At 42.8% G+C, this 12,361-nt stretch carries 11 protein-coding genes; 2 read left to right on the top strand and 9 right to left on the bottom strand.

Features of this window, described 5'->3' with window-relative positions; genetic code table 11:
* Positions 1-323: 323 nt before the first annotated feature.
* The 5 genes from purB to rluE all read right to left on the bottom strand — a co-directional run bounded on the left by purB (position 324) and on the right by rluE (position 4,606).
* The gene (gene purB, locus AACQ38_RS06575) at positions 324-1,694 is read right to left on the bottom strand and encodes an adenylosuccinate lyase (RefSeq protein WP_011147026.1); all 1,371 of its coding nucleotides are present in this window, start codon (positions 1,692-1,694) and stop codon (positions 324-326) included.
* A 23-nt stretch (positions 1,695-1,717) separates the two neighbouring features.
* Positions 1,718-2,344, bottom strand: coding sequence for a high frequency lysogenization protein HflD (gene hflD / locus AACQ38_RS06570; protein WP_011147025.1), 627 nt, complete (start codon positions 2,342-2,344; stop codon positions 1,718-1,720).
* A 2-nt stretch (positions 2,345-2,346) separates the two neighbouring features.
* Complete coding sequence (gene mnmA, locus AACQ38_RS06565; protein ID WP_165577714.1) at positions 2,347-3,450, bottom strand: tRNA 2-thiouridine(34) synthase MnmA; 1,104 nt, start codon at positions 3,448-3,450, stop codon at positions 2,347-2,349.
* 84 nt (positions 3,451-3,534) lie between these two features.
* Positions 3,535-3,984 (bottom strand): NUDIX domain-containing protein, encoded by a 450-nt coding sequence (locus tag AACQ38_RS06560; protein ID WP_011147023.1) that lies wholly within the window; start codon positions 3,982-3,984, stop codon positions 3,535-3,537.
* The gene (gene rluE / locus AACQ38_RS06555; RefSeq protein ID WP_165577713.1) at positions 3,977-4,606 is read right to left on the bottom strand and encodes a 23S rRNA pseudouridine(2457) synthase RluE; all 630 of its coding nucleotides are present in this window, start codon (positions 4,604-4,606) and stop codon (positions 3,977-3,979) included. The genes AACQ38_RS06560 and rluE overlap by 8 nt, the downstream gene beginning before the upstream one ends.
* 139 nt (positions 4,607-4,745) lie before the next feature.
* Between rluE and icd the strand changes: the two genes are divergently transcribed.
* Both icd and AACQ38_RS06545 read left to right on the top strand, forming a co-directional pair.
* Positions 4,746-5,999, top strand: coding sequence for an NADP-dependent isocitrate dehydrogenase (gene icd, locus AACQ38_RS06550; RefSeq protein WP_011147021.1), 1,254 nt, complete (start codon positions 4,746-4,748; stop codon positions 5,997-5,999).
* Positions 6,000-6,118: 119 nt separating this feature from the next.
* Positions 6,119-6,493: a hypothetical protein gene (locus tag AACQ38_RS06545; protein ID WP_165577712.1), complete on the top strand. Its 375-nt coding sequence runs from the start codon at positions 6,119-6,121 to the stop codon at positions 6,491-6,493.
* A 239-nt stretch (positions 6,494-6,732) separates the two neighbouring features.
* On the opposite strand, the gene folK is transcribed toward AACQ38_RS06545, so the two are convergent.
* The 4 genes from folK to AACQ38_RS06525 all read right to left on the bottom strand — a co-directional run bounded on the left by folK (position 6,733) and on the right by AACQ38_RS06525 (position 12,341).
* Positions 6,733-7,275, bottom strand: a complete 543-nt coding sequence (gene folK, locus AACQ38_RS06540; RefSeq protein ID WP_011147019.1) for a 2-amino-4-hydroxy-6-hydroxymethyldihydropteridine diphosphokinase — start codon at positions 7,273-7,275, stop codon at positions 6,733-6,735.
* 80 nt (positions 7,276-7,355) lie between these two features.
* Entirely contained in the window at positions 7,356-8,120 is a 765-nt protein-coding gene (locus AACQ38_RS06535; RefSeq protein ID WP_207631796.1) for a pteridine reductase, read from the bottom strand.
* Positions 8,121-8,164: 44 nt separating this feature from the next.
* Positions 8,165-9,550 (bottom strand): tetratricopeptide repeat protein, encoded by a 1,386-nt coding sequence (locus tag AACQ38_RS06530; protein WP_165577711.1) that lies wholly within the window; start codon positions 9,548-9,550, stop codon positions 8,165-8,167.
* A complete protein-coding gene (locus AACQ38_RS06525; protein ID WP_165577710.1) occupies positions 9,534-12,341 on the bottom strand; it encodes a condensation domain-containing protein in 2,808 nt (935 codons plus the stop codon). The genes AACQ38_RS06530 and AACQ38_RS06525 overlap by 17 nt, the downstream gene beginning before the upstream one ends.
* Positions 12,342-12,361 lie beyond the last annotated feature (20 nt).

Below are 12,361 nucleotides of genomic sequence, written 5' to 3'. Positions count from 1 at the left end.
TGTAATAATCAATTCATTCGGACTATTATATAGACAAAACTGCCGGTAAAAAATTCAATGTCATGGTTCTGCTGAGTATGTTAGATACATGGATCTGTAACAGCAAGACGTTAAGTGGAAATAGATTAAGGTATGTTTGGGATTGGTTTATATAAGGATATACCTGTTATCTTTCAAGTTGCCTCTTTGTTGGCTGCACTCGCTCACCCCAGTCACATAGTTCGCTATGCTCCTGGGGATTCTCTCCCTTGCCGTCGCGATGCATCTTGAAATCCATAGGGTATAGCAACAGACGGATGTTGTATCCGTCTGTTGAATATCAACTACTTCAATTCATCAACCAGTGTGATTGCACGGCCAATATAATTTGCTGGCGTCATGGCTTTCAATCGTATTTTCTCTTCTTCCGGTAAATCCAGTCCATCGATAAAGGTTTTCATTCCTTCACCGTTGACGCGTTTACCGCGGGTAAGTTCTTTGAGTTTTTCATAAGGCTTTTCGATACCATAGCGACGCATCACTGTCTGGATAGGTTCAGCCAGCACTTCCCAGTTTTTATCTAGCTCATCCAGCAGGTGCTGCTCATTGACTTCTAACTTATTTAAGCCTTTCATCGTAGATTGATAAGCGATCAGAGCATATCCCAGGCCAACTCCAAGGTTACGCAATACAGTTGAATCAGTCAGATCTCGTTGCCAACGGGAAATCGGTAACTTGCTTGCCAGATGACCAAATACCGCATTTGCCAGCCCCAAATTGCCTTCCGAGTTTTCAAAATCAATTGGATTGACTTTGTGTGGCATAGTGGAAGAACCGATTTCACCGGCAACCGTTTTCTGTTTGAAATGGTTAAGTGCGATGTAACCCCAAATGTCACGGTCAAAATCGATCAGAATCGTGTTGAAACGGGCGATAGTATCGAACAATTCAGCAATATAATCATGGGGTTCGATTTGGGTCGTGTATGGATTCCATTTGATGCCGAGCGAAGTCACAAAAGTTTCACTAAACTGATGCCAATCAACCTGTGGGTAAGCGGCTATATGGGCATTATAGTTACCTACGGCACCATTAATTTTACCGAGTATTTCGACTTGTTCCAGTTGGCGATATTGACGTTCCATCCGGTGAGCAACATTGGCAAACTCTTTACCAACCGTGGAAGGTGTGGCTGGTTGGCCGTGAGTGCGAGATAACAGTGGTAAGTCTCGATATTCACTCGCCATTTTTTTGATGGTATCAATCATCTGACGCCATTGGGGTAAAAGTACTTCTTCTCGGGCGGTTTGTAGCATCAGCGCATAAGCTAGATTGTTAATATCTTCAGAAGTACAGGCAAAGTGAATAAACTCAGAAACTTGATGTAGTGCAGGAATATGTGCAACTTTCTCTTTCAGAAAATATTCCACTGCTTTGACATCGTGGTTAGTGGTGCGTTCGATAGTTTTAATACGCATTGCATCCTGTTCATTGAAATTTGCGATAATTTCATTCAGGTAAGCGTTTGCGTCTGTATCAAACGCGGGAACTTCTTTAATTTCAGCACATTCTGCCAGTTTTTGCAGCCAACGTACTTCAACCTGTACGCGGAATTTCAGTAAGCCAAACTCACTAAAAATGGTACGTAATACGCTGACTTTATCGCCGTAACGGCCATCGATCGGAGAAACAGCAGTCAGTGAGGATAATTCCATTGGTAGCAACTCCCGGATTTTATTTAACAATGAGAAAGAATATCTTTCGCCTGTTGGATCAGACGTTGACGAGAAAACATTAATTGCAAGCGACCACCGCCAACTTGTTGCCATAAGACCGCGCAACGGACGCCAGCCAGTAAAATAGCCCGGACTTTCGCTTGTACCAGTGGATTGCGCAGGATATCAGGGGAACCAGTCACTTGGATACGTGGACCTAATGGGCTGATAACATCGACATAAATACCGGCCAACGCGTTGAACATCCCTTCTGACATGGGTTCGAAATATGCCTGTTGACGTTCAAGTAAACTGATACGGTTACCCAATGCATCGGAAGCTGCCTGATTTTTCATTAGCCGGCGCTCCAATGCTATCAGACTCAAGATATAGCGGGTAAGATCGGCAGAAATACCATTGTTAGAGCTATTAAACATCCCTAGCATTGCGTTCAGCCCAATTTTCAGATTGCGTTCATGATTGCCGAACACATCTAAAACAGATGCCGGGTTGGTGTTTAAAATGCTATTAACCATGGTGGTAACAGCATCAGTATCACACTGGTTTTCATGAGACAGTTGTTGTACCAAGCGACCTGACTGGCAAATTCCCGCCAGCGCTAGTGTAATGTTGTAATGATTCTTTGCCACAATTACTCCTGCAAACGTTGTTCGATCACTCCACCGCCAAGACAAACTTCACCCTGATAAAAGACGGCTGATTGGCCGGGGGTGACTGCGGCGACAGGATTAGCAAAATGGACTTCTATTTTATCTTCGCTTATGGGGGTGACAGTGCAAGGAATATCTTGCTGACGATAGCGTGTTTTGACGACGCAATGGATTTTTTCAGTTAATGTCTGTCTGTCAACCCAGTAAAGTTGCTGAGCAATAAGGCCGGTAGACATTAAACGGGGGTGTTCATGCCCCTGTGCCACGATCAGGATGTTGTTCTGAACGTCTTTATCTATGACATACCACGGCTCTTCGCTGCCTTCTTTCGTTCCACCGATTCCCAGACCTTTACGTTGACCCAGTGTGTGGTACATCAGCCCCTGATGTTCACCAAGGGATTCTCCATCTACTGTCATAATCGGGCCAGGTTTGGCGGGTAAATAACGGCCAAGGAAGTCACGAAATTTGCGCTCGCCAATAAAACAGATACCGGTGGAATCTTTTTTCTTTGCCGTCACCAGACCGATTTTTTCAGCGATACGACGAACCTCTGGTTTTTCCAGTTCACCGACCGGAAATAGGCTTTGAGCAATTTGCTGGTGGCTTAACGTGTATAAGAAGTAGCTTTGGTCTTTATTATTATCCAGCCCACGCAATAATTGGCTTTTACCGTTAATATCTCTGCGGCGAACATAGTGACCTGTTGCGATGTAATCCGCGCTTAAATCCTCAGCAGCGAATTCCAGAAATGCTTTAAACTTAATTTCTTTGTTACATAGAATATCTGGGTTAGGTGTTCTGCCTGCTCGATATTCAGCAAGAAAATGTTCGAAAACATTATCCCAATATTCGGCAGCAAAATTGACGGTATGAAGTTCGATGCCCAACTTATCGCAAACGGATTGGGCATCAGCCAGATCAGTCGCGGCTGAACAGTACTCTTCATCATCATCTTCTTCCCAATTCTTCATGAACAAGCCAGCCACTTGATAACCTTGCTGTTGTAGCAAATAGGCGGAAACGGAGGAGTCTACACCGCCGGACATGCCGACAATGACTTTTTTCTGGCTGTTATCTGACATGGGAATCTCACTGGAGAAAAAAACAAGCGCCGTACTTTAACACGTTGCAAATCGGGGTGCATCAAACGTATCACTGTTTTGCCATTAAATAAACGGAGAAACATAACTATCCAGTAGAGTGAGAGGATGCTTTTCGTTTTGCAGGTAACAGCGAATACTTTCTGCGACGAGTGGAGAACGAAGATAATGGCTACTGAATATTTGTTCTGCTGTAACCCAATGGCAACAATCAATATCACGGTCTTGCGGATGGGGTACGGTTTGTTGTTCCATTTCAACCAGAAACAGAAAACGGATAAAGGGGGTGCCGTCTGGTGCAACCCATTGATGAACTTTCAGCAGTGCTTGCGGCTTAGCCTGAATCCCGGCTTCTTCCCATAATTCGCGTTCCGCCGCTTGTAACAATGTTTCACCAGCCTCAAGATGACCAGCGGGTTGATTCCATAATGCTTTGCCATTAATTGTCTCTTCAACGACCAGGAATTTATTTTGGGCATGGACAATACAGGCAACTGTGATGTGGGGGCTAAACAAAATTAATCTCCTTCCATTCACCGGGTTTCATCTTGCCTAATGGTAAGTTTCCCATACTAAAACGAATCAGCCGAAGTGTAGGAAAACCGATATGTGCTGTCATTCTGCGCACTTGACGATTTCGGCCTTCATAAAGTGTTATTTTTAACCAGCTTACCGGAATATTTTTACGTTCACGAATCGGTGGATGGCGACTCCAGAGCCATGTCGGTTCATGAACTAACTCGACACCTGCGGGTAGGGTAGGCCCATCTTTTAATATGATGCCATTGCGTAACTTATCGAGAGAGATTTCATCGGGAACGCCTTCAACTTGCACATAATAAACTTTGGCTGTTTTTTTATTCGGTTGGGTTAGCTGTGCTTGAAGTTTACCGTCATTCGTCAGAATTAGTAATCCTTCACTGTCACGATCTAAACGCCCGGCAGCATACACATGAGGGAACGGGATAAAATCTTTTAACGTTGTTCTGCCCATTTCATCAGTGAATTGGGGTAAAACATCATAAGGTTTGTTAAATATCAACACTCGACGAGGTTCTGTTGGTTTTTTGACAGAATGCGATATTTTTCTTTGGCTGAATCGGTTAAGTTTGTGTTTTTTAATAGCGATATTTGTCATCATAGATCACTGAATAAAATGGAAGGGGCATTATACATTAATCTGCTATCAATTGGCGTTCGCAGAATATTCAAGTAGTATTGACACGTCCCTTACAAAAAATTAACAAGGTATTACGCTTACTTGAAAGGAGAGGTTAATGGAAAGCAAAGTAGTTATTCCGGCGGAAGGTAAAAAAATAACAGTCGACGCTAAAGGTAAACTGGTTGTTCCGAATAACCCGGTCATCCCTTATATCGAAGGGGATGGGATTGGTGTCGATGTTACCCCTGCAATGTTGAAAGTTGTCGATGCAGCGGTTCAGAAAGCCTATCAGGGTGAGCGTAAAATTTCCTGGATGGAAATCTACACCGGTGAAAAATCGACTCATGTATACGGTAAAGATGTTTGGTTGCCGGATGAAACGTTGGATCTGATCCGTGAATATCGCGTCGCCATTAAAGGCCCTCTGACGACGCCAGTTGGTGGCGGTATTCGTTCTCTGAACGTAGCATTGCGCCAGCAATTAGATCTGTATGTTTGCCTGCGTCCTGTTCGTTATTACCAGGGAACGCCAAGCCCGGTCAAACAACCTGAATTGACCGATATGGTTATTTTCCGTGAAAACGCGGAAGATATTTACGCCGGTATTGAATGGAAAGCGGGGTCTGTTGAAGCGGATAAAGTGATCAAATTCCTGCAAGAAGAGATGGGCGTGAATAAAATCCGTTTCCCACAGCAATGTGGTATCGGTGTGAAACCCTGTTCTGAAGAGGGCACTAAACGCTTAGTTCGTGCTGCCATCGAATACGCAATTGATAATGACCGTGAATCTGTCACTCTGGTTCACAAAGGCAACATTATGAAGTTCACCGAAGGTGCTTTCAAAGATTGGGGTTATCAGCTTGCTCGTGAAGAGTTCGGCGGTGAACTGTTGGATGGTGGTCCTTGGGTAAAAATTAAGAATCCGAAAAACGGTAAAGAGATCATTGTCAAAGATGTCATCGCAGATGCGTTTTTACAACAGATTCTGCTGCGTCCTGCTGAATATGATGTTATTGCCTGTATGAACCTGAATGGTGACTATATTTCTGATGCACTAGCTGCTCAGGTTGGTGGTATCGGTATCGCTCCGGGAGCAAATATCGGTGATGAATGTGCTCTGTTTGAAGCGACTCATGGTACAGCACCTAAATATGCCGGTCAGGATAAGGTGAATCCAGGTTCTGTGATTCTTTCCGCTGAGATGATGTTACGCCATATGGGGTGGACAGAAGCCGCAGATCTGATTGTTAAAGGTATGGAAGGCGCGATTGCAGCGAAGACTGTGACTTATGATTTCGAACGTCTGATGGAAGGGGCTAAGCTGCTGAAATGCAGTGAATTTGGTGACGCGATTATTCAGCATATGTAATCTGTCATCTTGCGAAGACTTCACGGTAGCTAATGCTTCCGTGGGGTTTTCTAAATTTTGCCAGTGAGTGTATACTGAAAGTAATATTCGTTCTGTCTAATAGAGAGAGGGAGTAAAAAATGAGTGGCTCAGATGATAAAAAAATAGAGTTTAATACGAGCGATGTACTGAATGCTCTCTTACACCGAGGGCAGAATATGCAACATCTTGCAACTCAGGAAAGTGTTGATAATCTGCGCCGTGAGACCGAGGTTAACTTTGCATCACTTGATAAGCGTTTCGAATCTATTGATAAACGCTTTGAATCTGTTGAGAAGCGATTCGAATTAATAGATAAACGCCTTGAAGTTATGGATAAACGTTTTGAATCTATAGATAAACGTTTTGATAAACTTGAAGGTAAATTTGATCGACTTCAATGGTTTATTGTTGCTGCGGCGCTGGCGTTGCTATTCAAAGAATATATTTTTAAAGCGGCGGCTGTTATCCAGTAACTTGCAGTAAGGTTGCAAGTGCAAGTTACTGTCAGCTCATCCTTGCATTTGCTATTTTCTCCTCTTTTTCATTGCTTTTTGGCTACGGTATCTCCCAGCTCACACTGAAACGGTCTGAGCTGTGTTGAATTCCTTTGCTCTAATAACCCATTATTATGAAGCCATATTCATATTTATGAATCATTCATGTTAATACACAGAAATTTGATTGATAACAATGTGTCGTTTTTGGCCCTTTTCTAATGAATGTTAGTAGAAACAGATCGAAATGTTTGGTCGAAATGAGATATATATTTCTCTTTTTCATACAGTGTTTGCAATCTTTGCTCAAGTTCATTAATCGATGCTTTAAGGAGTGGATGTTGTGTTTCAGGTAATAAGTCATTGAGTGGTGTCAAAACAAAGAAGCGCTTATGAAACCTCGGATGAGGAACAATCAGGTTCTCCGTAGATATAACCTTGTCTCCGTATAAGAGTAAATCAAGATCCAGCGTTCGAGGAGCATTGACAAACGAGCGTTTCCTGCCGTTGAGAGTTTCAATACTTAGCAATTCGGTGAGCAAAACGACCGGTGTTAGCGATGTTTCAAAGACAACAACGGCATTCAAGTAGTCTGGTGCTCCTGTACTGTCAATCGGTGCTGTTTTATATATCGGACTAAATCGGAAGTTTGTACTTTCCTTCAATGCCAGCAAATGATTTTCTGCTGTTAACAAGTTGTAATAAGGCTGACTAAGATTACTTCCAATTGCTACTGCTGCTATGACTTTTTCGTGCTTCATATCATATTTACTCGCAAAAAATTAAATCACCTGACACTTATTATTCCATCATGAAACCGTATGTTGCTAGCGTGGAACTTTTATCTGGAAAGTATTGCACCGCCATCGATCCTGATGATGTGACCTGTAATATACTCTGAAATTGCAAGAAATCGTACCGCCTCAGCGATGTCTTTGCCATCACCAATTCGGCCAAGGGGGATTTTTTTCAAAGTGGTGAATTTTTCGTTATCGTCCAATTTATTACTTTTTTCAGGCCACATGATCGTTCCCGGAGCAACGCCATTCACCCGGATATTGGGTGCTAACTCTAAAGCGAGGGCTTCTGTGAGTAGTGCGAGGCCCGCTTTTGCAGCACAATAGACAGGATATCCTTTTAGAGGACGCTTAGCATTGATATCTACAATATTGACTATGTTCCCACGAACCTGATGCAGCCAAGGCATGGCAGTTTGGATCAGAAAAAACGGTATTTTTAGATTAATATCGACCAAATCATGCCATTGGCTATGGGAAACAGATCCAATTTCTGTTGGGTAATAGGTTGAGGCATTATTGACTAATATATCCAATTGTCCCCATTCGCTTATTGCTGCATTTATGATGGGTTCACAATTGTATAAATCACTCAGATCGGCTTGCACGGATATTGTAGATTGGGCTCGTATCGAATTTAATTCCTGAACGAGTTGGTTGGCCTCTAATTGGGATGTATTACAGTGTACCACTATATTGAATCCCTCAGCATGCAATGTTTTTGCGATAACCGCGCCTAATCTTCTGGCAGCACCCGTGATCAGTGCAACTCGTCGCTTTCGCATTGATGTAGAATGTTCATTTTTCATATTGATTTTCCGTCATTAAAGTAGATCTCACGAATACAGATAAATTAAGTTTCCATATATTTGTGAACAATCATTTCATTGATTTTTACCCGATTTAAAAATGAAAGGCGTCTGGTATCATCAAGAATACGACGAGCTATACTCATTACCACATTATAAGCTTCCGATAACCAGTATTTTTCCTGCTCCATATCTCCACAGCTGATTGCTACGGTATAGTGGTTCATGTAGATCTCCTGTGCGCGGAGAGCGGGTAGCCATCCCATGTGAATGAGCATATCAATAGCAGATTGGCTATATTTTTTGGCGGCGTCAAAGTCATTTCGGCTGAGGGAAATTTGTCCCATAAGCGATAAAGAAAGGATTTCGCTACGGTATATTCCCGCTTGGTGTGCTTCAGAGATATTTTCCTGCAAGATTTCTTCGGCCAAGGAGATATTTTGTTTGGACGGACTACTTTCTCGTTGTAAAAGAAATTCTGCATAGTAATTTCTGACAAGCGTTATCAACGGTAAGCTGCGAGCTAATCTGCTCTCTTTCCACCCTGTTATGAGGTGTTCACGTGCCTTGTCATATTTTCCCCATTCCATATAGACCTTGCCAAGGAGTGCACGATTATTTGCATTCCATGCGTGTGGCGTTTTCTCAGGGATGAAATATTCAAGGCAGCTGAGTAGAAGCGACTCAGCGGTTTCATAATCTCCTAGACTGATATGGACTTGTGCCAGGTAGTTGCAGAAGATGGAAATGTCGAATTTGATGCCGAGGTGCAGGCTTGACTCGTAAACTTTGGACAGATGTTTCATTGCTGCTTCGTAGTTTCCAAAATCGAATTCGCAAACTCCATGTATCGAAGAAATAAAATGGATATGCCTTTGGTTTTCCAATGACAGTTCATGACTTACTGGACTCTGATGCAGGATATCGTGGGCTTGCTGGATCAATTCTCTCCCATGCTTAAGGCTGATTTTCATAGTCTTGTGGCCTAATTCAGCTAATGCAAGGGCTTTGATATAGGGAGTACAACTGTTTTCAGCTAAAATGACTGCATCTTGTATTGCCAAGATGGCTGCTTCCGATGATTGTGTATTGGCGAGGTACTTTCCTTTGAGAACTTTCAGTTTAATATGCGTATCAAGTGATATTTTCTTAGTATAATAAGTTTCTGCCAAGGAGAATAGATCATGCCTTGTCCATTTCTCAGTGAAAGGGAGATGGCATTGTTGATTATAAATGTCATGTATAAACAGTAGCATATAAATACAATCTAGAGTGATCTCATCTTGCAGACAATACGGTTCATTTGCAGCCCTGAGCTGTGTGTAACAATATTTGGCGCAGTGTTCGAAATCTTGACGATTTAATGCTTCGTGTGCTAATCGGTGTAATTCTTGTGCTGGTATCATGCTTGATTTACTCAATGGTTTCACAAGTATCTTTAAGTTTAAGCAGCGGAATGCTGCTCTCCGAACATGCTTTCCGAAGGACTGCTGTGAATGATCGAACTATGGATTTCACGGTTTTCTGTTGAAAGAGATCAACGTTATATACTAGCTTTGCACATATATTTTCATGCTCTACAGATATCCATAGCGTCATATCTAAAACTGTACCGTCAAAAGGTTCTCTGCCACGCCCTATATCTAAGTTCATGGGTATGGTCTCGATGTTTCGTAAGGTCAATTTTGCGTTGGGAAGCATGATTAACATGACCTGAAAGATGCGTGATCGTACTTTGTGTTTTTCATAAGGAGCGAGTGCATCGGCAATTGTGCCGAAAGACCAATCAATATTATCCTTTGCATCCAGAGTGATTCGGCGTATCGATTTAGTCAGTGATGTGAATGCTTGTGTATCTTCAACGAATATGCGTGCAGCCCAATTGTTTGCAAAGAAACCGAGATTATTTCCATATTCCGGTTGTCTGTTGTCCGCCGCAGTGCCAATAACGACTTCTTGTTGGGATGAATAATGGGAAAGAACAATTGCCCAAGCTGACATAAGAACCGTATAGGGTGTGGCTCCTATATGGCGGCTGAATTCAAGGACACCAATCTCTTGTGGGATCTGAAACACTTCTGATGCGGAACATCTTGTTTGATAGATTTCTGATTGATTGCATATAGGGAGAGCGAGTAGGGAAGGTGCACCTTCCATTTTATGTTTCCAGTAACTTATTTGACGTTTTACAGATACATCACGGATATATTGTTGTTGCCAGTTAGCATAGTGGCGATATTGTCGTTGTAGATCTTTTGGCAAAGCGACTGATTTGTCACCGCATGCATGGGCATAGAAAGTTGATAATTCGGCAGCGAGAATTCGAATAGACTCACCATCTGCAATCAAGTGATGTAGACAGAGTGTTAAAACCTGCTCGTCTGTTTTGAGAAGAATCAGGCTTACGTGAAACAGCCAGTCGCCTGCATGCCAGATACATTGTGAATTACGTTGTAAGGCGGACATTAATTGTTCGTCTTGACCTTCTTTGGTTATTGCAGAAAGGTCAATTATCTCAATTGGCAGATCGGCATCTTCTTCAAAGTACCCAATAAATGAAGCGGTGGTCCAATCGAATCGGCTACGAAGGATTTCGTGTCGTTTTGTTAGGTGATGCAGTGCTTGCCTTAATGCCTCTCTATCGAGATGACCAATGAGCCGATAAGCGCGGAAAAGGTTATAGTCAGAGGGATCTCCATCAGCGCATAATTTGAGTAATCTCTCTTGTTGAAGAGAGAGAGTGGCGTAGTTATCCGGCGACGCAGGTAAAAGATCGTCAATGTTTCGTGGTGTTTCATTAATCAGCTGTGTAATTTTCTGGGTGAATTTTTGAAGGGTGGGGTTTTCGAAAAGCAATCGCAGAGGTACAGCAACGGCAATATGAGCCGCGACTTGCGATATCGTGTGGGCAGCCTTCATCGAGTCACCGCCGAGTTTGAAGAAATTGTCCGATGGATTCACTCCTTGGCATTCAAGCTGCGATTGCCAAATATTGCTGATATCGTCAGCTAATTTTAAATTTGTCGGGGAAAAGCGATTGTGAACCGGGGTCGGTTGCTGAGCTTCTGTATCGGATAAGTGTAATTTAGTGGCATTGCTGGTGAGTAGTCTTCGTTTAAAGTCATTTAAAAATTGTGCTGCAATGGCACCAGTGATGACTCTATGATCAAATACTAAGGTGAGTGACATGGGGTATCCCTCAAGATCTTTATCACCTCCGATTCCTAGAATGGCGCATTGCTGCTTATTTAACATGGGCTGAAAATGAAGAACATTCTGACCAGACAGGTCGGAAACGGTAAAGGTCGCTCCCGTAACATCTTCAAGGCTTAATTTGTTTTCATGGTATCGGCAGACATAATCGGCGACAGCGGCTTCCACATTTGGCAATGCTAATTGATTTATTTGCCGAATCACGGGTACTCGCAGGCCATGATTCATGTCAATTGCAACGCCAATATTCACTGTGCTGTAGCGATGAATCCGTTGTTTCTCATAATAAGAGCGTAATTGTGGCCAGTCTTGCAGTGTAATACCGAGTATCCACAAAAGATAAGGGAAAATTTGTCCACTGGAATTTGTATCATTTCGCAATTTTTCCCGTAGATTGATGGAATTGAACTGCACGGTGATAGAACTGGGTAATGAGCCATTCTGAGCGTCAGAGAGAATGCGTATTTCAGCTTGTTTCGAAACTTCGATCGGTTCCGTAGTCGTGATATTTTCGACTAATGATAAAATCTTATCCGATTCGTGGGGGTCAGCTAATAGTGTAGTTGTGAATGGCTTTTGAATGTGTTCTTCCACAGCGAAATGTTGTCTGAGGTAATCCAAAGTTATGAGGCCGCTGAATCCCAGTTTTGAAGGATCAATTCTGTGGTGTTCGAGATATGCGGTAGCGGCCTTAGAGAATCTGGCCGTTGCGTTGCTTCTATCCACTTGGAACATGGATGCGTCGGGATCTTCTTTGGTTGGGGTGGAAGTAGGTTCTTGGACGATTTCAGCGATAACATTTCCTACAGCAACCTCATCTCCTGCTTGATACCTCTTAAGCAGATATCCTGACATAGGGCTATGGATTTCCACTATGGCTTTGGAAGCTTCTACCCTCGCGATCATTTGCCCGACAGTGACATAATCTCCCTCTTCGACCAACCATTCTGAGATTAACATTGTCTCGTCGTTGGCGCTTAGCTTCTCAAGAATAATGGTATTTTTCATAATATACCTATTGTGGTCGT

This window comes from Photorhabdus sp. RW14-46 (assembly GCF_963887965.1).
GTDB classification, from domain to species: domain Bacteria; phylum Pseudomonadota; class Gammaproteobacteria; order Enterobacterales; family Enterobacteriaceae; genus Photorhabdus; species Photorhabdus laumondii.
This window is presented reverse-complemented; position numbering and strand designations above follow the sequence as displayed.

Coding starts and splice junctions, on each gene's coding strand:
- icd (WP_011147021.1), top strand. CDS start 4,746: ATGGAAAGCAAAGTAGTTATTCCGGCGGAAGGTAAAAAAATAACAGTC.
- purB (WP_011147026.1), bottom strand. CDS start 1,694: ATGGAATTATCCTCACTGACTGCTGTTTCTCCGATCGATGGCCGTTAC.
- folK (WP_011147019.1), bottom strand. CDS start 7,275: ATGAAGCACGAAAAAGTCATAGCAGCAGTAGCAATTGGAAGTAATCTT.
- mnmA (WP_165577714.1), bottom strand. CDS start 3,450: ATGTCAGATAACAGCCAGAAAAAAGTCATTGTCGGCATGTCCGGCGGT.
- AACQ38_RS06545 (WP_165577712.1), top strand. CDS start 6,119: ATGAGTGGCTCAGATGATAAAAAAATAGAGTTTAATACGAGCGATGTA.
- AACQ38_RS06535 (WP_207631796.1), bottom strand. CDS start 8,120: ATGAAAAATGAACATTCTACATCAATGCGAAAGCGACGAGTTGCACTG.
- AACQ38_RS06525 (WP_165577710.1), bottom strand. CDS start 12,341: ATGAAAAATACCATTATTCTTGAGAAGCTAAGCGCCAACGACGAGACA.
- rluE (WP_165577713.1), bottom strand. CDS start 4,606: ATGACAAATATCGCTATTAAAAAACACAAACTTAACCGATTCAGCCAA.